The organism is Paenibacillus sp. strain BS8-2, assembly GCF_054483835.1.
Genome location: NZ_CM137010.1, coordinates 1,974,182 through 1,995,289, shown reverse-complemented (window position 1 = coordinate 1,995,289; position 21,108 = coordinate 1,974,182). Strand labels below are relative to the sequence as shown.

The 21,108-nt window shown below is 46.6% G+C and carries 15 protein-coding genes and 2 pseudogenes; 8 read left to right on the top strand and 9 right to left on the bottom strand.

The annotated features are described in order from the left end of the window. Positions 1–191 precede the first annotated feature (191 nt). A complete protein-coding gene (locus tag ACX1C1_RS08745; RefSeq protein WP_458956707.1) occupies positions 192–1,715 on the bottom strand; it encodes an extracellular solute-binding protein in 1,524 nt (507 codons plus the stop codon). Between the two features lie 146 nt (positions 1,716–1,861). On the opposite strand from ACX1C1_RS08745, the gene ACX1C1_RS08740 reads away from it, so the two are divergent. Next, positions 1,862–4,189 (top strand): AraC family transcriptional regulator, encoded by a 2,328-nt coding sequence (locus ACX1C1_RS08740; protein ID WP_458956706.1) that lies wholly within the window; start codon positions 1,862–1,864, stop codon positions 4,187–4,189. A gap of 97 nt (positions 4,190–4,286) precedes the next feature. Here ACX1C1_RS08740 and ACX1C1_RS08735 read toward each other — a convergent pair whose 3' ends face one another. Continuing rightward, a complete protein-coding gene (locus tag ACX1C1_RS08735; RefSeq protein ID WP_458956705.1) occupies positions 4,287–5,234 on the bottom strand; it encodes a helix-turn-helix domain-containing protein in 948 nt (315 codons plus the stop codon). 148 nt (positions 5,235–5,382) lie between these two features. Here ACX1C1_RS08735 and ACX1C1_RS08730 point away from each other — a divergent pair, with 148 nt between their 5' ends. Beyond that, the gene (locus tag ACX1C1_RS08730) at positions 5,383–6,516 is read left to right on the top strand and encodes a Gfo/Idh/MocA family protein (RefSeq protein WP_458956704.1); all 1,134 of its coding nucleotides are present in this window, start codon (positions 5,383–5,385) and stop codon (positions 6,514–6,516) included. Here the strand turns inward: ACX1C1_RS08730 and ACX1C1_RS08725 are convergent. After that, a complete protein-coding gene (locus tag ACX1C1_RS08725) occupies positions 6,503–7,336 on the bottom strand; it encodes a helix-turn-helix domain-containing protein (RefSeq protein ID WP_458956703.1) in 834 nt (277 codons plus the stop codon). The genes ACX1C1_RS08730 and ACX1C1_RS08725 overlap by 14 nt on opposite strands. A gap of 148 nt (positions 7,337–7,484) precedes the next feature. Between ACX1C1_RS08725 and ACX1C1_RS08720 the strand changes: the two genes are divergently transcribed. Next, entirely contained in the window at positions 7,485–8,267 is a 783-nt protein-coding gene (locus tag ACX1C1_RS08720; protein WP_458956702.1) for a LamG domain-containing protein, read from the top strand. Positions 8,268–8,330: 63 nt separating this feature from the next. Here ACX1C1_RS08720 and serS read toward each other — a convergent pair whose 3' ends face one another. Both serS and ACX1C1_RS08710 read right to left on the bottom strand, forming a co-directional pair. Further along, positions 8,331–9,620: a serine--tRNA ligase gene (gene serS, locus ACX1C1_RS08715; protein WP_458956701.1), complete on the bottom strand. Its 1,290-nt coding sequence runs from the start codon at positions 9,618–9,620 to the stop codon at positions 8,331–8,333. 382 nt (positions 9,621–10,002) lie between these two features. Beyond that, on the bottom strand, positions 10,003–10,647 hold the full coding sequence (locus ACX1C1_RS08710) for a hypothetical protein (RefSeq protein ID WP_458956700.1): 645 nt from the start codon (positions 10,645–10,647) through the stop codon (positions 10,003–10,005). 131 nt (positions 10,648–10,778) lie between these two features. Between ACX1C1_RS08710 and ACX1C1_RS08705 the strand changes: the two are divergent. The 4 genes and pseudogenes from ACX1C1_RS08705 (at position 10,779) to ACX1C1_RS08690 (ending at position 14,562) form a co-directional block, all read left to right on the top strand. Then, a pseudogene (locus ACX1C1_RS08705) lies at positions 10,779–11,944 on the top strand (ISAs1 family transposase). Positions 11,945–12,177: 233 nt separating this feature from the next. Then, positions 12,178–12,579: an IS200/IS605 family transposase gene (tnpA, locus tag ACX1C1_RS08700; RefSeq protein WP_458955617.1), complete on the top strand. Its 402-nt coding sequence runs from the start codon at positions 12,178–12,180 to the stop codon at positions 12,577–12,579. Continuing rightward, a complete protein-coding gene (locus ACX1C1_RS08695; RefSeq protein ID WP_458956699.1) occupies positions 12,576–13,700 on the top strand; it encodes an RNA-guided endonuclease TnpB family protein in 1,125 nt (374 codons plus the stop codon). Before tnpA ends, ACX1C1_RS08695 begins: the two co-directional genes overlap by 4 nt. A gap of 505 nt (positions 13,701–14,205) precedes the next feature. Beyond that, positions 14,206–14,562, top strand: a complete 357-nt coding sequence (locus ACX1C1_RS08690) for an NADPH-dependent FMN reductase (protein ID WP_458956698.1) — start codon at positions 14,206–14,208, stop codon at positions 14,560–14,562. 90 nt (positions 14,563–14,652) lie between these two features. Here ACX1C1_RS08690 and ACX1C1_RS08685 read toward each other — a convergent pair whose 3' ends face one another. Then, entirely contained in the window at positions 14,653–14,904 is a 252-nt protein-coding gene (locus ACX1C1_RS08685; protein ID WP_458957638.1) for a DUF2164 domain-containing protein, read from the bottom strand. Between the two features lie 263 nt (positions 14,905–15,167). Next, positions 15,168–15,701: a YceI family protein gene (locus ACX1C1_RS08680; protein WP_458956697.1), complete on the bottom strand. Its 534-nt coding sequence runs from the start codon at positions 15,699–15,701 to the stop codon at positions 15,168–15,170. 263 nt (positions 15,702–15,964) lie between these two features. Here ACX1C1_RS08680 and ACX1C1_RS08675 point away from each other — a divergent pair. Then, positions 15,965–17,207, top strand: a pseudogene (locus ACX1C1_RS08675) (ISL3 family transposase). A 655-nt stretch (positions 17,208–17,862) separates the two neighbouring features. Here the strand turns inward: ACX1C1_RS08675 and ACX1C1_RS08670 are convergent. Together ACX1C1_RS08670 and ACX1C1_RS08665 are read right to left on the bottom strand one after the other, a co-directional pair. Then, positions 17,863–19,887 carry a DUF5050 domain-containing protein gene (locus tag ACX1C1_RS08670; RefSeq protein ID WP_458956696.1) on the bottom strand — a complete coding sequence of 675 codons (2,025 nt, stop codon included), beginning with the start codon at positions 19,885–19,887 and terminating at the stop codon, positions 17,863–17,865. Then, positions 19,868–21,103, bottom strand: coding sequence for an ABC transporter permease (locus ACX1C1_RS08665; protein ID WP_458956695.1), 1,236 nt, complete (start codon positions 21,101–21,103; stop codon positions 19,868–19,870). Before ACX1C1_RS08665 ends, ACX1C1_RS08670 begins: the two co-directional genes overlap by 20 nt. Positions 21,104–21,108: the final 5 nt, after the last annotated feature.

The window sequence follows — 21,108 nt, the reverse complement described above, 5'->3', positions numbered from 1 at the left end:
ATGTAACACCGCTCCAATCGGTGCCGAAACAATCATCTGCTCATATCGAACGGCTTCTCTCGTCCCTCTGAGGTAATGATTATCATGAGGAAAAATGACACTGGACGCCCGTGCGCTGCCATTCCGGACAAGAAAAAGGGATGAAAACGTCGTTTAGACGCCTTCATCCCTCGTTACACTTTGTATGCTTCTTACTTCATCTCGTATGCCTCCGTATACTCCGCAATGATCTGCGAGCCGCCTTGGCGCTTCCACCGCTCGACTTCCTTGTAGAAACCTTCCGCGTTCAGCTTGCCTAACATATAGTTGTAGGTGGCGTCCGAGATAATCTTGGACAGCTCCACACCGATTTCGTCGTAGGTCTTGGACTCCAGACCGTTGGTCGGATCCGGTACGACGAACTTCTCGTTATCCTCGGTGTACCGTTCGGCCTCCTCCTGAAGCGGATCTTGATCGCCGACCTCCAGTACATTCGGATTACCGAGATCCGCCACCATGAGCACATACAAGGCTCCTGCTTCGGTCGTGCGATCCTGTGTCTTTTCCTCCGGCAGCAGCACTTTGCCGTCCTTCACATCGTAATGCTTACCCTCGATCCCGAATTTCAGCATGTTGGCAACCTCCTCATCCATCGTTCGGTCGAAGAAAGCGAGAATTGTAAGCAGCTCCTCCTCCGTCCGGATCGCCTTCTTGGAGAACAGATACAGGCCAAAATAGTTCGGAATCGACCACACTTTGTAGCCTTCTGGCCCATTGATACGGTTAACGAGAGTGAACCTGGCATTCGGATTGAACTGCTTCGCTTCATCTGACAAACGCTGCACGTCCAGCATGCTGCCGATATAGGCCCCGGCCACGCCGCGAATGACGAAATCCCGCTGCATTTCTTTGCTCGTAACGGCAAAGTCCTTATTAATCAGCCCTTCATCATAAAGCTTCTTCATATAATTCATTGTGTCCAGATAAGCCTTCGATTCAAATTCGGGGATCAGCGATTCCCCATCCTCGCTTACTTCCCAATTGTTGGGTGTGCCGAGATAGGAGCTGAGTGTCTTGAATGCTCCGAACACCAGGTCATTGCGGTCCGCAATCCCGATGGTGTCGCTCTGCCCATTGCGGTCCGGATCATTCAAAGTGAATTGGCGGATGACCTCATAGAGCTCATCCAACGTCTCTGGTTTCTTAAGTCCTAGCGCATCCAACCAATCCTCGCGCAGAATAATGCCCTGTCGTGACGATGGACGCTCCGTGTACAAGCCGTAAATTTTGCCGTCAACCGCCGTCTGATCCATAATGTCCGCATTCAAATGTTTAAGATTAGGGAATCGGTTCAGGTACGGCCCGATTTCCCAGAAGGCTCCGGAACGGACGGCATTCTTCATAAACATATAATCCGTATGCTTGGCGAACGTAACCTTCTTAAGCGAATTCGTAGTCAACGTCGTGTTCATCTTGTCGGTGTAGATGCCATCCGGCACCCACGTAATCTCCAAGTCTGTAGCCGTCAGTTCCTCCAGCTTAGACAATACCTCCTCACTCGGAGCATGAGGAAAGTGAAGTGGTGTCATAATGGAAATGACGGGTTTGTCCCCGTCTGCTCCCGTCCCCGATTTGTTGGCATCGGAGCTGCAAGCGACACATAACAGCACGATAGAAAGCAGGGCGAGAACCGACTTGCGAAGTGCGGCGGCTGACGCGCCTCGTTGCTCTGACATGGTAATCCCCCTTGTAATCACGGCCTTTTGCCGACATAATCAAAGCTAATGATCATCCACAGAGAAGATGATTATTGTCCTTCATGAATGCGTTTACTAAAATGACAGTACGCAACTACATAGAAGAGAGAGAAGGTGGGTAGTCTGTGCGTTCGTTATCGTTCTTAAGCAAATTGACTTTATTCGGATTGTTGCTCAGTACCCTGCCCGTGATCTTCATCGGGACATTCGCCTACTGGACTTCCTCCAGCGAGATCAAGGAGAACGTCGCCAGCGGCAACCGCCAATTGCTCATGCAAATTAACTCCAATGTAGAGCAGAAGCTGACGACTGTCAACCATACGCTAAATCAGGTGATTCATTCCACCATACTCAAGAAAGCCATCAATGGGCCGATAAGCGCTGACGATTTCATGACCTATAACGATATTCGCAACGAAATTCGGTACATGCAGTCATTCGATACGAAGCTCGAAGACGTCATCATCATCAACGAGCGATACAACTGGATGGTCAAAAATTCCGGTTTGTACACGTTTGACCACTATTCGTTCCACGAAGAGCTTGCCAGTCTTCGCGATATTCCGGACGGCGTGTCCTGGACACTCACGCCGTCCGAATGGTATTACTCCGAAGAAAATGCGCGCAGCGTCACGACATGTCCGTTCAGCATCAGCCTTGTCAAGAAGCTCCCTACCTCGGGGCTTGAGAAATATGGGCTAGCTATCGCTAATATCCCGGCATGCAGTCTGCAGGATCTCGTCGAGACAGAGGCAGGCAATCATTATTTGGCGAATATGATCATCCTCGATGAGGAAAACCGTATTCTGCTGCATCATAATTCTGCCTTGATCGGCAAACCCTCTTCTGCTGCCGGCATTCCGGAAGACAAACTGACAGCCCCGGCCGGCGCAAGCTCCGGACAATTCGAGATTGACGGCGCAGGCGGCAAACAATCCGTTGCTTATTATCGATCGGACCTGAACGGCTGGCATTATCTGTCCGTATCCTCTATCGCCGCCTTGACCAAGGAGTCCGTGAAGATCGGCACCTATACGCTCTACGTCTGCTTATTCATGCTGCTGCTGTCCTTGCTTCTCGCATGGTTCGGCTCTCGCCGCATGTATTCGCCGATTCAGACGCTCCTTACTCAGGTTGGCGAACGACTGGCCGATGCGCGGGGACGCAATCGCAACGAATTCCAAGTCATTAGTGAACGCGTGCATCTGTTGTTCCAGTCTAAGTCGCGTCTGGAGAAGGAGGTGCAGCAGCATGTGCAGCAAGCCCGTGCCTTCTTCCTCATGCGGGCATTGCAGGGCAACGTTCGTATAAGCGAGCTGCCGGAGCGGCTAAGCAGCTTCGGCTACGAAGAGCAGCTAGGAAAGTGGAAGCAGATGGCCATAATGGCGATTCAGATCGACTTCAAAGAGGATAGCCGTTATGCCAAGAGCGACCTAGAGCTCCTCCTGTTCGCCGTGCAGAACATCATCGAGGAGCTTATGCCGTCGATGGATCGGCTGGCCCCAGTCGTCATGGACGGAACAATCGTTGTTGTCGTCGGAACCCTCTCTGAGGATACCGATACATGCCGCAACGAAATGTACGCTATTACCGAGCTCGTACAAAGCCGTGTCGCCGAATACTTGAGCCTGCAAATCAGTATTGGGCTCAGCTTGCCTTTCGTATCCTTCTCCCAGCTTGCCGGCGCTTGCCGGGAAGGGATTGAGGCGCTCCGCCAGCGTATGAAGCTTGGCTCGGGGATCATCATTCAATATGAGAACGGAGAACGCATCGCGGCACAAAGCTTGAATCTCAGCTACCCTTCCTTCATCGAGAACGAGCTTCTTGATGCCATTAAGCTGGCTGAGAAGGACGCTGCGAAGGAGCAGCTCAAGCAGCTTCTTCAGGCTGTATTCGCCGAAGAGCTGAGCCCGCAGGAATATCAAATTCCACTGGCACGTCTGCTCAACAGTCTGATCGTCGTCATGCAGGAATCCGGGATAAGCCTTGGTCAGGTACATCCGATGAAGAGCTCGCTGCTAGAGGAGCTGCTGGAGCTGCATACCCATGCCGAGATCGAGGATTGGTTCTGGACAGGGGTCGTGTACCCGATGGTCAAGATTTTCCGCGATCGACGCGAAGCACAGTACCACAATATCTCAGAGAAAATCATCGATCTCGTCCAGCACCATTACGACTCGGATCTGACGCTGGAGGAATGTGCGGCCCGGCTGCATTACAACGCCAACTACCTGAGCAGCGTCTTCCGCAAAGAAACCGGGCATTCGTTCAGCGAATATATGACAATGTATCGGTTCAACATGGCTAAACGCTGGCTGGCGGACAGCGAGATGCCGATCAAGGATATCGCAGCCAAGCTGCGCTACAATAACCCGCAGAACTTTATTCGCTCCTTCCGCAAGCAAGAAGGCATCACGCCAGGCCAATACCGCGAACGCAAGCGGAGCGGATAAACCCGCGGATCGCGCAAGAAAACTGGGCAACGTAGAACGAGCGCCGGAGGGGCGCTCGTTCTTGTCAGCTATTCTTTATCCTCGATCTTCCCTACTTCTACATTCTACGCGTACTGTCGATCTTGCCCAACACTTGTATCGACTTGGCATATTCAGAAGGTCCCATGCCAACCGCCTTCTTGAATGACGCCGAGAAATAATGAACACTGCTGTAGCCCAGCAGCTCGGATAACTCCGTTACCGTCCGCATTTCTTCCCGAATATATTGTTTGGCGCGTTCAATTCGCAGATACCCGAGATATTCCATAATCGTTTGACCTGTATGACGTTTGAATTGCTCCTTCAGCTTGGTTGTAGAGATATGAAGCTCGCTGCTGATTTCACTGAGCGTCGGTCTAGCCGTTATGTGTTGTTCCAGATAAGCGATGATAGACTTCACCAATCGCTCCTCCTCCATGTCGCGGGCAGGCGTGTGCAGTGAAGGACCATCAACGTCTAACACTGTTCGATCCCCCACCGATTTCATCGCCGGGTCTGCCCCTGCTATCCCGTTGTCTCTCAATAGTAGGATCAACAAAATCTCCAGCCAGTTTTTGATCAATTGCTCACTTCCCGGCGGCGGATCCGGCTTGCGGACGATGGGGTAACGGAAAGGGTAGGCGAACGCATTCGTCCCCTCATTAATGATTGAACCCAGCAGATATTTTTGTTGATTATTTAGTTTGAATACACGATTGGCGAACCCATCCATGGCCTCGGAGCTGCAATCAAACGTTAATACGATCACATTCGAAGAGCTTCCGTTTACAGCGGATAGATCATGAAATTCATTCGGTTTATGAAAAATGAGACTGCCCTGCGACAATAGGTATCGCCGCTCATCCGCCCCCACTCCAATTTCTCCGGCATCGACGTAGACCATCTCCCAGAAGTCATGGGACTCCCCTGTGAATACAAAGTCCTTCCCCAGCTCGAAATAAAACATCGTAATGATATTCCGAATGTCGATGGTTAAGTTTAACGGTGTTCGCATTAATTCCGTCACTGTCGATGCCTCCCTCCAAAAAAGATAAAAAGTCCGTCTTTTATCGCAAAGATTATGTGGCAACGCTTCCACTATAATGAAGCCAATTCCTCTATTCTCAACTTACATGATCAGTATTCATAATACAACTAACAGGATGGTGTTATTGATGAAAGTTGGCGTTATCGGTTATGGTTTGCGAATCTCCAATGTCATTGCAGAGCTGAAGAAGGTAAACCCGGCATGTACAATTACCGCCATCGTTGACCCTAATGAACATGCGATCAAAGCCAAACAATTAGACGTACTCGCGCAGGCCGAATATTACGAATCTGCTCGTGCAATGATAGATGCCGGCGGACTCGATGGGATCATGATCGGCACTCGCTGCAACCTGCATACCGAGCTCGCTCTGCAAGTTCTGCCTTCTCGCATCCCGCTTTTTCTTGAGAAGCCGGTCGCCACTACGATGGCAGATCTTCAGCGCTTAAAGGCAGGATATGAAGAGTCACGAGCTCCCGTATGTGTCTCCTTCCCGCTGCGTGCAACTTCCATTGTGAAGCAGGTAAAAGAAATTATAGACTCGGGCCGCATCGGAACCGTAGAGCATGTACAAGCGGTTAATAACGTCCCTTACGGCGCTGTCTATTATCATAACTGGTATCGCGACGCCTCGTTAACCGGCGGTTTATTCCTGCAGAAAGCGACACATGATTTCGATTATATCAATTATATTCTCGGGATGACTCCTGTCACCGTGAGTGCGATGACATCCAAACAAATCTATAAGGGCAGTAAGCCGGCAGGACTGACTTGCAAGACATGTTCAGAGAATACAACCTGTCCTGAAAGCACAGCATTTGCGGAGGATGCGACGATACGTGAGAGCTGGACGCATTGTGTATTCGGCGAAGATACCGGCAACGAGGATTCTGGAAGCGCGCTCGTCATGTATGACACGGGCATGCATCTCTCCTATTCTCAAAACTTCTTTGCACGCAGAGGAGCCGCGGCCCGCGGAGCACGTTTCCTTGGTTACAAAGGCACGCTAGAATTCGATTTCTATACAAGCCAGATTAAAGTGTTTATGCATCACACGGGACGGACGGAGACGTATGACTTCGATGCAGGCGACGATCACTTCGGCGGAGATCGCTCGCTGGTCGTGAACTTCAACGATATGATGTTAGGCAAGGGCAGCTCGATCAGCTCGCTCGATGATGGATTGCTCAGTGCTTTGCAATGCCTCAAGGCGCAAGAATCAGCGCGAACACACACCTTCCAGCAAATCAGCTGGGACTAGCGGCCGTCCGATTATCGCCGAAACCATCGTTTCTAGCGGATTTTTCCTTGTAGAAGGATGAAGGCGATTGACCGGCCCAGCGCTTAAACATACGGTTAAAATACGATTGATCACAGTATCCAAGCCGATCTGCAATAACCGCAATCGTCATATCCCCATAGGTGAGCATATCCTTGGCATTCGCAATTCTCACCTGATGCATGTAGTCGATCGGCGTAATACCCACTACCTCACGGAATATCGTAGAGACATAATTGGGTGTCCTGCCAATCTGCTCTGCGAGCTGCTCGAGGCGAATCTGCTCCGAGTAATGTTCGATCATATACTGTTGGAGCTCGCGTACGTGAGCGGATTTCATCGTGGGTACCTTCATCTGCTCGAAATCGCGGCATGCCAGCGCCAACAGCTCCATGGTCAATCCGATAACATAAGGCTTGTAATAGGGCAAATTCCCGATCCATTGCTGCATTAATAATCCAAATCGTTGGTTGGCGTAATTATATTGACTTGCTGAGGTGTGGCAGATGGAATCACGGGGCTCCTGAAGGATCGGGAAGTGATCCCTCCACTCCCCAACCCCTGTGAAGTGCACAGAATACTTATGATGGGGCTGACCATCTATTGGAGCCGCATTCCGGAGGGAGCCTGACGGTATATACGCCCAATCCCCTTTGCTCAGCCGATGTCGTCGTCCGTTAACCTCATACAACACCTGTCCTTGCGTAACAAAGATCAGCATATCGTATAGGGTTATCGAACGCGGCTTTACCCAGCTCGCATCTTGAATATTATCGGCAAAGACAGCATGTAATTGTATCATCGCATTGTTCCTTTCTGCATGGCAGTTCGATTATCATTAAAGTCATGATCATAGAATTATACAAATAATTATAGGATTATTAATGGAGCGCTGACAAGAAGAGAAGTATGCTTTTCCTATAGAAGCTTAGAAGGAGAGTAGACTTGTTATGACTGACAATCAGCGTTTAATGGATGCTTTAATTTCGAATGAACATCTCGTAAGTTTATGGGACTTTCAAGAAGAGGGCGGGTCTCCGCGTGTAGCCAAAGGCCGTTGTGAATATGCGCTGCAAGAGATGGCAGGGCCTGTACATCGAACAGAGGAAGGCGTTCTGGGTCAATATTCAGCAGATATCGTGCATGGCCAGTGGTTCAGTATTCCAAGAAGCCTATGTCCGGAGTTAAACTTTCATAGTGATCGCAGTCAATTGACCGTCGCGGCTTGGGTGAAATGGGAGCTGCAGGAGCATCGAGGCTGCAAGGCGATTGCCGGCATGTGGGATGAAACACGAAGCAAACGACAATATTGCCTCTTTATCGATCTGAAAATATGGGACAGCGCTGAACAAGTATGCGGTCATGTATCCTCTGTTGGCGGTCCGACACCTGGGTATGAATATTGTATGACTACAGCAATTGGGAGCACACCGATCAGCAAAGGAGAGTGGCACTTTATTGCCTTCACTTACGATGGTCAATATGCCTCCTGTTATTTGGACGGCAAGCTTGATACCAGAGCACATTGGAACCCGTATTTGTACGACGAAGGCGGATTGTTTGACGGGGGAACCGATGGGGCAGATTTTACAGTGGCAGGCGTAGACCGCTCTAGCGAGCCAGGTAATTTCTATTCTGGCTTATTAGGAGGACTAGCCGTATTCGACCGTGCTCTCAGCGGAGCCGAAATCGCCCAGCTCTCGGAGTTGTCAGTCCTTCCTGCTGCAAGATAACATCAGTTGAGGAGCCTCAAACTTTGAGGCTCCTCTTCTATCTTCCCTTCGGCTTACAGCGGACTAGGTCGCTTGCGGCGCTCTCAGTTCCGTCATGCCGTACATATAAGGACGCAGCGCTTCTGGAATACGAATCGAGCCGTCCTCCTGCTGATGATTCTCAAGCAGCGGAATCAGGATACGCGGGCTTGCCACCGCCGTATTGTTGAGTGTGTGGCAATATCGTAATGTCCCGTCTTCGTCGCGGTAACGAATGTTCGAGCGCCGCGCCTGGAAGTCATGCAGATTCGACGACGAGTGGGTTTCGCCGTAGGCTCCGCGGCTTGGCATCCACGTCTCCAGATCATATTGTTTATAGGTCTTCTGCGACATATCGCCGGTACAGACCGCCATTTGACGGTAGGGAAGCTCCAGCATGGCCAGAAGCGCCTCCGCATGTCCGGTAATTTCTTGGAGAAGAGCCTCCGATTGCTCCGCATCCGCTTGGCAGATGACAACCTGCTCCACCTTGGCGAATTGATGCACGCGGTAGAGTCCATGTACGTCACGACCTGCCGAACCCACCTCGCTGCGGAAACACATCGATGCCGCCGCCAAGCGAATCGGCTCGCTCACGTCCACGATCTCTCCACCATAATACATAATCAGCGGCACTTCCGACGTTCCGACCAGATAACGCTCCTCCTCCGCGATCCGATACGTCTGATCCTCCCCTTGCGGGAAAAATCCTGTGCCTTTCATCGCTTCCTCCCGAACCATTAGCGGTATGTCCAGCGGCGTAAAGCCTTGCTGGAGCAACAGATCAAGCGCCAGCTGCTGCACGGCTCGATGCAGCAAAACGCCGTTCCCGGTCAAATAGTAATGGCGGCTACCCGCCGTCTTGACACCGCGCGGCACGTCGACCAGCCGGTGCAGCTCGGCGAGCGCCATGTGGTCCCGCCATTCGAAGTCGAATACAGGCGGCTCCCCCACCTTCTTGAGCTCCACATTTTCTGCATCCGAGCCCCCGACTGGTGTATCCGGCGACACGATATTCGGCACTCGCTCCCCGAGCAGCTCTACCTTGCGCATTACGGCTTCAAGCTCGCGCTCCACTGCAGCGAGACGCGCATTGAGCTCCCGCACCTCAGTCCGTCCTTGCTCCGCTTCCTTGAGATTCCCGCTTCGCATCCATGCGCCGATCGACTCCGACAGCTTGTTGCGCTTCGCTCTCAGTTCGTCCGTCTCGCCTTGCGCCTTCTTCCTTGCTTGGTCCGCCTCCAGCAGCTCTGCAATCGACAGCTTGATCCCTTTGAGATCCGCCGTCCGCTGTACTTCATTCGCATGCTCCCTGATCCATTTCATATCCAACATGTGTACCCGCTCCTTCAATTTGTAGTGGCCTGATCGATCCTGTCCGCAAAAAAACACAAAAAGCGCCCTCATCCCACTGGGACGAGGAGCGCTTCAAACTCGCGGTGCCACCCAAATTGACCGCGCGCGCATAGCCGCACGATCCACTTTGTTCCGCGATAACGGGCGGATTCCGGTTAACTTAGGAGCGGATCAGCGACGCAGACACCATCGGTCGTACGGTCTTGCTGCTTCCGTCTTGACGAGAACGCCTCCGAGTTGGATTCTCTTCATAGGCATAATGTCGAAATCGATTTTCACGTATTATAGCGTATGCAGCCTTGGCGACGCAAGCACCACATTACGGAAGTGTGCTTGGGTGCATATTGATGCCTCTTTTTGGTTATTCCCAATCTATATATCGTTCATCTCCGGCAAACAATTTATGAGCAACTAATCGCCCATTCTCATCAAACGCTCGTATCGTCCAGGTATCCTCCGAATAATCATCGAGAACAAATAACGCATACTGATTCTGCAACTCTTGTATCTGGTATGTGTCACTGTCTCTCCTGACTTCATCCAATGTCAGCGAATACGGATCCCATGGAGAAACTCCCTCCATATGTCCTCCGAACACAATGTATTTAATTTTCGAGTCTTGTGCCGTCTTGACGCCTGCCACGAACCGATCCTTCTTCTCACCTGTTCCTGTCGCGATGCCTGCAGCCTGGAATGGTTTACCCTCTTCCACTCGATAACCACTCGAACCTCCGTCGTAACGATACAATACGTCCCATTTGCGATCGACACGGGCGACTCCGAAGCTGCCGTCGAGCTCGTTCTCGAACAAAATCGCTTTACCGAAAGCCGTATCCTGCGATAGCATCACTTTCACTTTGCCCGGAATATGGCGGGTCTGCTCAAAGCTCCACCCTGTCATGAATTGCCATAGAACTACTACGATTAGCATGCAGCCTAATGAAACCAGAAATTTCTTCACTGGCACGGCTAATTCATGATGAAAGAAATTGAATGAATCAAACAAATGCTGGGTCCCCTTTTGCCAGTGAGGAGTAATATTTAGTGGCTCCATGAGTAGTCAGACCTCTTCTGCTACTTTCAAATCCGTTCCTCCTGAGGTAAGCTTGAAATTAACAGCATCTTCGGAGGGATCATATGAGTAACGAAAGATACGAGGGAACGTTTTTTGAGTATTTTGGCGATATGTTGGACACAAGGCAAGAAGGTAAAGTCTATCATCGACTAACAGATATCCTGTTCATTGTTGTGAGTGGTGTGCTTTGCGGCTACGATGAGTGGGACGACATTCATACTTGGGCTAACGTGCCCACTACACAAGCATGGTTAAGCAATCATATTGCGCTACTTCATGGCGTACCTTCCTTATCCACCATCAAGAGAGCACTTTCTATGATTCAGCCCGAAGAGTTTTCTAGTCGTTTTATCGACTGGATGTCGGGCACATTTACAGTGGGAGAGAAAGATGTCGTTTCCATTGATGGAAAAACAACACGTGGCTCTAAAAGCAAAGACCAAAAAGCGCTCCATACGGTGAGTGCCTTATGCCACTCCAATGGCCTCATCATCGGACAAACGAAGACGGACGAAAAGAGTAATGAAATCACAGCGATTCCAGCCTTATTAGAGCAATTGATGATCAAGGGATGTATCGTGACGATTGACGCCATGGGAGCTCAAAAGAAAGTGATAGAGCATATCGTAAAAGAGAACAAGGCAGACTACATCATTAATCTTAAGGGCAACAAGGATCCCTCCACCAAGAAGTGCGAGACTATTTTACAGAGGCAGAACGAGCCGGCACATTGGACAATGACGCAGAAATACAACAGCATTGCACCATTGACAACGGACATGGTCGCCAAGAACGCCGTACCTATTGGTATGCAACGAATCTGTTTAGGAAGATTGACGTAGCGCCGGACTGGACGAAGTTAATCGGAATCGGCATGGTGAAAAGAGAAGTTACAACGCTCACGAACCCTGAGCGCACGACGACTGAGACAGCTTACTTCATCGGAAGCGTAGATCATGTAGCCGACTTTGCTCGTGCAGCGCGAAGCCATTGGGGCATAGAAAGTATGCACTGGAGCCTAGATGTTATCTTCAGAGATGATCAGAACCAAACGCTGGATTTGGCTGCTGCTCAAAACTTAGCCATCGTCAAACGGATTGCCTTCAATATATTAAAGAACGAAACCACCATCAAGCCCAAAATGAGCAAGCCAAACAAACGAATTGTTGCGGCACTGGATTTGGAGTATCGTGATCATTTAATCCGCCAAGCGTTCAACCAGTTGTGATCTTGGTTGCATTACTAGTTATGTATTAAATTGGTTTCATGAATTAGCCGTGTCTTCACTGGCCCCTCCTTTCCCCCTTCCTATATTCCCTTTTTTCTTATTTTAACCTCATACGGCAAGAAGTCTCCTATCCTCTATAGGTGGGAGATGAATTCCCGTCTTCGAAGCGTTGCTTACAAAATACACGCCGTCATGATACAATCAGTAGTATAGTAGTAAATGGCGGTGATACTGTGGAATTAGACAATAATAATCATTCAGTATTCTTGATGTACTATCACCTTGTTTTAGTTATCAAATATCGTCGAAAAGTGATTGATGATCAAATATCGAATCGTCTCAAGGAGATATTCGAATATATTGCACCGAAGTACAATATTGCATTACAGGAATGGAATCACGACAAAGACCATGTTCATATTTTGTTCAAGGCACAGCCAAACAGTGAGTTATCTAAATTTATCAATACCTATAAAAGTGCATCATCACGTCTGGTCAAAAAAGAACATTCTATCATTAGAAAATCACTATGGAAAGAATATTTCTGGTCGAGAAGTTTTTGTCTGCTAACAACAGGCGGAGCACCCATTGAAGTGGTCAGACGTTATATCGAAAGCCAAGGTGAGAAGATATGAACAAAGCATTCAAATATCGGATCTATCCGAATGCCGAGCAAGAAATTCTCATCAATAAAACGTTTGGTTGTGTGCGATTTATCTATAATCAAATGCTTGCGAATCGAAAAGAAGTTTACGAGTCATTCAAAGACGATAAAGAAGCAATGAAGAAACAGAAATATAGGCTTCCAGCCGACTTCAAGAAAGATTTTGTTTGGCTCAAAGAAGTAGACAGTCTGGCGCTGGCGAATGCACAATTGAATCTGCAAACGGCTTATAAGAATTTCTTCCGAGACCCGTCTGTGGGTTTTCCGAAGTTCAAGAATAAGCATCACGATAAGAAATCCTATACTACGAACAATCAATGCGGCACGATTCGGCTCATAGACAGCAAAACCATCCGACTGCCTAAACTGAAAGATGTGAAGATTAAGCTTCACCGTCAGTTGCCAAAGGAAGCCATCATAAAGTCTGCAACGCTAAGTAAAACGGCAACGGGTAAATATTTTGTCTCCATATTGATCCAATACGAAGCACGAATAAATCTAGTAGAGCCAACCCCTGAAACGGTAGTAGGTTTGGATTATTCGTCTCGTTCATTGTTTGTCGATAGTCAGGAAAACAGTGCTGACTATCCAAAATTCTACAGAAAGGCAGAAGAAAGACTGAGAAAAGCTGCGCGCAAGCTGTCTAAACGCAAAAAAGGCGGTAAAAACCGTGAAAAGCAACGCCTTAAAGTAGCCAAGCTCCATGAAAAAGTAGCGAACCAGCGCAAAGACTTCTTGCATAAGCGCTCCAGGCAGATAGCCAATGCCTGCTCAGCCGTTGCCATAGAAGACTTACATATGCGTGGAATGGCGCAAGGACTCCGTCTGGGAAAATCTACGAATGACAATGGATTCGGGATGCTAAAGACCTTTTTGGGGTATAAGCTTGCGGAGCAAGGAAAACAACTTGTTGTGATTGACAAATGGTTTCCATCCAGCAAACGGTGCAGATATTGCCAAAACGATAACAAGGAACTTACAATGGCAGATCGAACTTGGATATGCCAGCACTGCGGCACAGCATTAGACAGAGACGTAAACGCGGCAATCAACATCAAAAATGAAGGTTGCCGGAAGCTAGGTATAGCCTAATCGGCACGAATCAGAACCGTTGGGCACACGGGGATAGCTTGGTCATGATGCTGGCATTAGCTGGTATGTCCCAAGAAGCCCCCACCTCTAAGCGTTAGCGCAGGTGGTGGGAGTATGTCACCTTATATTCTCATCAATGTCCTCCAGCATGCACCAGCAGCTGACGATTGAAGCGCGGAATTGAACCCCGCTTCCACTCCCTCTCCATTCACGATATGGAACCTACAGTTGCAAGACGATTCACGACTCGGAGAGGAGCGATGAATCTCTTATTGCCCAACACCAGCTATCAGTCAGTAGATACTGTAGGAGGCGCGCTGCCGCTTCACGCGGGTAGTAACCGCAAAGGGGCAACCAGCACAAGGTTGTCGGAATATGTAGCGTCGATTGTTGAAGCGAATGGCCATCAAGCGGAGGTTATAGAATTGTACGCGAAGCCGCTGCCTTTCTATTCGCCGGATAGCGAGTATGACAGCACCGAAGCGATCTCGGAGTGCAGCAGACGATGCGGGCTGCGGACGCGATCGTGCTGGCCACGCCAGAATACCACAGCGGTATTTCCGGCGTGCTTAAGAATGCGCTGGACCACTTGGGCCAGGATCATTTTCGCGGGAAGGTGGTCATGTCCATGAGCTCAGCAGGAGGCGCCGTAGGAACTAGCTCACTGCAGCAGCTGCAAGCAAACGTCCGCAACCTCCACGGTATCAATCTGCCGGAGTGGATTTCCATCGGCGGCGCGCAGCGTAATTGGTTCATGGAGTCGCATACCGACAATGAGGGCTCTGGCGGCGACATTCTCGACCGAGTCAAACGTGTCACCTTATCGTTCTTGGAGCTGGCTACGCGCTTGCGAGGCAAATAAAACGATCTTCTATACCTTATCTGCATACGTACCTTCATCCTAAGCACTAGCCGGATCTCGACAATCCAGCAAGTGCTTTTGTTTGTGTAACTAACGTCTGCCGCTCGGCAACGATTTTTTCAGGGCGTACATATCATCATCCACCGATGCCATCCGTTCCTCTAGCAGCTTGCGCGCATCGTCGATGGCAGCGTTGTAGAGATGAGGCGTCAGCTCGCTTAGCAAGAAATCAAGCAATTGCTCACCGGCGAGCTCCCCTATTTCCTTATCAAGCTCGGTCTCCATATAATTTTGAATACTGGATACCAGCTGCTGCTTCGTTTCTCTTGGCAGTTTCATCATCGTCACGGTCTATCGCCTCCCCGGTTAATCGTCTGGATTGCTCACGAAGCAAATGATACATTCATTTTCATTTTGCATCAAATATGCCCTTATGATCCATCAAGGTGAAACGGCTACGCCGTCCTTTGGCGGCGGGGCGCGTTTCATTCCGAGAATTCTAAGTCCAGATAAGGTGCGAAACTTATAAATTCTTAGAATTCAAGTAAAAACGGTCTGCCGGAGCATTCTCCGACAAACCGTTTCTTCTCATGAGCAGGCTGTTATTACGCCTGTTGCAATGCTTCGATCTCGATCGAAATTTTCACTTCGTCGCCGATCAGTACGCCGCCTGTTTCCAGTGCTGCGTTGTACGTGAGGCCGTAGTCGCTGCGGTTAAGAGCACCTTTTGCGCTGAAGCCTGCTTTGGTGTTGCCCCATGGATCTTTGCCAGAACCTTCGAAGCTCACTTCGAACGTTTCGGAGCGTGTTACGCCGTGCAGCGATACATCGCCAGTCACTTCGTATTCGCCTTCGCTGGACTTCGCGATGGATGTTGCTTTGAATTCAAGCGTTGGGAATTTCTCAACGTCGAAGAAGTCGCCGGATTTCAGATGCGCGTCGCGGTCGCCGTTGCGAGTGTCAACGCTGCTTAAGTCGATTTTGAACGAAATGTCAGCCGTCGTCAGATCGTTCACGTCCGCTTCGATGCTTGCTTCGAATGCGTGGAACGAACCTTTTACCTTGGCGATCATCATGTGACGAACGGAGAAGTCCACCGCGCTGTGAGATGCGTCTACTGCCCATGTTGCTTTTGTCATGTTAAAAACCTCCATATGGTTTATTGTCCTGCTGCTGCAGGCAAGTGATTCTCGTTGTCGCCATTTACTAACCTTTAATAATTAACTTACTTATGTTTTGCTGATGGATTTATCTTAAAACAAAGATAATTAATTGTCAACAGCTTTTTTGGCTCAACCTCAAAATCAGTGCTTGACGAAATAATCCAAGGCTGAAAATGGAAAAACATCTGCTAATCCTGTATTGTTGTAAGTCCTACCCAACAACAAAAAGGAATAGACAGATGCAGACTCAGTATATCAATGAAATGCTCAACTTGCCAAAGCTAAAGATTCACCATATTCTTTCCATCGATGCCGATGAACTTCATATAGAAGCTCAGCCACTAGACGACAAGCAATACTGCCCATGCTGTAGATCCGATCACAATGTCATCCGTAAAGGAAGCAATGACATGCGGACCGTCCGTCATCTTAGCGTATTTGAGAAGAAAACCTATCTGCACGTACCGTCTATTCGGATGTATTGTACACACTGCCGAGTCGGGTTTGTTTGGGCCTATGAATTCGTTGGATCCAAACAGCGTTTCAGCAGGCTCTTTCTCTCCCATACCGTTGAACAGGCTCTTGGTTCCACGGCTGCGCATAGCGCCCGAATGCAACAAGCGCAGGCCAGTACCGTACAACGCATGCATAACGAGGCGGTTCCAGTGGAATGCGAGCAGATCTATGAGCGCGTGTGGGAAGAAGCGCAGGGAACGACAGATCTGGTTTTGGGTGTCGATGACTTTGCCATCAAGAAAGGTCATACGTATAACACCGGTATTCACAACCTCAAAGGCGAGTCGATACTGGATTTTGCTGCCGGGTCGAAAGCTAGAGGAATTGCGAACATATTCTCGGGAGCACCCGGGATTCCTGCTACTAAACCCCAAAGCGGTGGTTATGGATTTGGCAAAGGCTTATCACACCTGGATCAACGAGTGCTTTCCGAATGCGATCCGGATAGCGGATCGTTTTCATGTTCATGGCTATGTGATCGAAAGCGTGCAAGAAGTTCGGAAATCCGTTCAGCACGCGCTGTCGTCACGGGCTAAAGCGTATCTTAAAGCTAACCATCGGTTGCTGAATCCGCCAGCGGAATCACTTGGTGAAGAAAGCAGAAAACGATTGGAGACGCTGCTGAACTACTCTTCGATTCTTCGCAGCGTGTGGGAATGGAAAGAGACGTTCACGATCTGGTATGACTGCTCCTCTAGCTTTTCCGTTGCTGAACTGGGATTTGAGCGTTGGTGTGAGCAAGGCGATCGAATCGATCATGACGCCGTGCGAAGCACCCTCAAAACGATGCGCAATTGGAAAGAGGAAATTGTGAACTACCATAAATGCCGTTGGACGAATGCGACCGTTGAAGGCCGCCATAATCGTATTAAAGCCTTCCAACGCCGCCACTATTTCACGAGGAATCGTAGTCGCTATGAAGCAGGTATTCTCATTAAATGTAACCGACATCGGATGTCGGGTTAATAGTCAAGCACTGATTTCGGTTTTGAGCCAAAATGATATTGATAAATCGAAATTTCAAAAGGTCAAATTTTGCCCGCTCCTGTTCTTCAAAATTGTTCCTGTATTAATTTCAATGATATTCGCACATGCCATCAGACCTTATTACAACCCACTCCCTGCCTCTCTAACCTCTTATAACCTTTCTAATGAGTATTTGCCCTCGCGATGATCTTGACGGTCTTATGGACGTATCTGTATATACATATAGAAATAGATCCACCCCATTTGAGAGCGGATCTATTCTTCTTGTATTATACCTGCCGTAATTTAGATCGTTTGCTCTGGTTCCAAGGTGATTTGGCGCTGTCTGTCCACAGGAAATCACTTAATTTCAGGCGTAAATTCCCGGATATATACTTCTAACTCCTGCACTTTGAATTGTAGATATAAAAAAGCCCGCTCTCAGCTGGTTTCAGCCAATCATCGGGTTTGTGTGATTATTCTCAGGTTGTTATCCATGAAGTATTTTAGTCGTCGTCATCTTAACGACCTCTGTTAATGTAGAGATGTCGATTAGGTACAAGTTCAACTTGTTGGCCATTTTATAGAACATTTCGTATAACACCTTCTTTTGAGCAGCCATCTTTTATTAGGAATGGATTTAAGATCGCTTCAATTACGAATCGAGCTCCTTATCCAAATTTATCCGATGTCGTTCAGGATCGCCTTTACCCACGTAGTTGATTGATTGCTCATCGTAATAAAATTCTACTACCGACACATCCGTGATCCTTTGAAGGGTCAATGAACTTAAATTCATAGCATATAATTTTTGCTGATCCTTTCGGTTTTGAAAAAATAATTGATTATTAGTCAATATAAAGTATTGTGTAACCACATCAGGAATGACTACCTCTATATCCGTCGTTGTATCATACTTGACCACTTGTGATTTCTCATTGATGTAGTAGATCATTTGTCCATCAAATGCAAGATGCTTTAGTACAGAGAAACGAATAATAACACGCTCCATACCTGTCGTTTTATGAATTTGGCGGATCTCGTCATGTCCTACAAAATAAATATTTTTCTCATCTAGAAAAAAACCGTTAATACTATAATAGAAAGCCAAATCTTTGTCATTCCTTTTGTTTGCGTTTATGAAAGTCTTAATCGTGTTTAGATTCTTTTCAAAGACGATTTTTTCATCAAAAGTTTCTGTATTTACTTCAATAACCGAGAGGCGGATTTTTTGCTCACGTGTTTTAGACTTATCTGAATCATATTTCATATAGTAGACATATATTCCATTTCCGAAAATCATCTTCTCCACTTTCGTTAAAGCTGTCATAGGGTTTCGGACAAAGTTTTGTTTTTCTTCTGTTAGTTTATCCTTAATCTCGATCATATTATCACTTTCACTTGTTTCATTCAGGTAAAAAAGATACTTCTCATTTTCAAATGAGTGTCTTAAGGAATAGTTATAGATATTATTTTCAGTGGGTCTTGTATTTATCGTGCAAGCAGATAGAAAAAATATAGAAACAATTAGCATTAAATGAAATGAACGCAGTTTGAATCTAGGTTTTACTATACACCATTTATTTGTATTCCTAATTAAAATAAACAGGAACATACCGGCACTTAGGCTGAGTGTGATAACAAACAGAACGAGCAATAACATGGTTGAGACTTCCTTAAACACGAATATTTTTTGATCATTTGCCATGTTATGAACATACTCATTTCCTCTAAATAACCCCGCTGATACAAGGAAACCGAGCGGGCCTGGCATAAAATATTTCGTTGACTCTAAATGGAATGCGAAATTAGGAATAAAAACGAGCGAAAAACAGGTAAATAGAGTTAATGCGTATTTTTTAATTAGAACGGATACAAACATGATTAAAATCACAAAACTTACGCTACCGAAAAGCTTAGAGGCTGTTAACCACAAAAATGTTTCAAACAAAGTGCCACTCTTATTTGATGTTGCAAAATAAGATAGACTTTGCAAAGGATAGTCTCCGTTTTCCAATCCATACTTCACGAAATAAAATCCGTATTTAAAAGCAGCATTGAGTAAACAAAGCATAACAACTATTATTAAAACCAATCCAACTTTACAAACAGCTTGATTTCTACTGCCCTTTTTCAGTGTTAGGATTATAAAATTCATCTTACTTTCAAATTCGAAACAAAACACAGGAGTAACAAGAACCAACAATAAAAGTATATATAAGAAGTCCAATCTGTCATTTGATAACAGTCCATCCCAACCATTGGTATACAAAAAAAATCTATTCTCCGGATTTTCTCTTATATATGTATATTGATCAAAAATAATCCTATAGCCTTTCTCATAGTTCAGAATTTCCAAGAGAGGAGTTGAGTTCAAAGTATATTCGTATTCATCAATATTTCCATCATAATAATCATCGCCCAACTCTTTTAGCTTAACTTCCGCTTTAGATATTTTTGCAGATTCATTTGTGAAGAAAATTTCTGTTTCCCCGGTATATGCACCGTTTACTTGATCGAGATAATGTGAATATTGTGATGCATTCAATTCGATTTCCGAGTTTGCAGGCTTGTCTAATATAACCATTAACGAAACACTGAAGAAAAAATACAGACCAATATAAAGTAAGCCCTTTTGATATAAGAGCATTTTCTTCGTTTCATAGATCCATAATGGCATACTTTTTTGCCCCCTTACGTAAACCATTCTTCTTTATGAAAACACTTATACCGATAGTGAATATAAATCCCCAAACAGATGCTAATAATAATGCAGCCATGTAGTTAATTATTGGGTACCCGAATAATGGAACGAATTCCGTTTTACGAAACAATTCCCGATTTACAACGAGTAAAAATGGATTGACTATTTTTAGTAATGTGCGTCCTGAACCGATATTCACTTCATGAATAAAAATGAAGCTAACCATTATTGAAAGGTTGATAATGAAAGGAATTAAAGCATTTCTGAAAAAGCAAGAAACTAATAAGAAAAACAGACTAATTACCAAAATCCCTATTGTTTTAACTAGGCCGGATAAAAGTGTATATTGACCTAAATTCACAGTAATTGAGGAATTCACGAAATCCTCAAGCGCGTACAACGGAGCAAAAAAGGATTCAATTGAACCGAAAAACAAGGAGAATGCAGCATAATCAATTGTCCAGAACCATGAGCAGAGTATGAAGACAAATATAACCGAGGCAAATAGTTTAGCAAAAACCATCTTGTTGTTCCCTAAGATTGTAGTTAGTATCAATAACTCCATATCCGTTTCTTTATCAGATATAAATACATGCATTAGGCTGTATAGACAAATCAACAACACTAAAACGGCAGAAAAATCGTACTGAACATAGTAATGGTACATTTCCTTATAAGTGAATATAGCGATTGATCTCTCCTGGAAAAGACCCTTCATGACTGCACTCTTCTTATACTCATAAGTATTTCCAATTTCTTGAAAAAAATCCATGTTACTCTCTGCAGCAGATGCAACTCGTTTAGCATACATTTTATATTCATAAGCATACTTTATAGGGTTCACAAAATTCCATAAGAAAAAGTTGCGATCCGTATATGCGTTCCCCCCAGTATAGGAATCCAGGTTACGTTCTGAACTTGCGGTAAGATCGGCGGTTTTAATTTCAAGGGGTCGATAAACCGCCATCAATTTCTCAATTTTTTCGTTTGTTATAGTTCCTCCGAATTCTTCATATTGGTTCCAGTAGAGTCCCTTCCAAGTCGGACTAGTGACACTATCCGAAAGTAACGAATTCGTATTCTGAATGCTGTGTATTTTAACGACACTCAATAAGGAGAATAACAGTACAGCCACAAGAATCGAAGGTTTAAGAAAGTGTTTTCGAAATTCAAAAACAATCAACTTAATCACTGTTC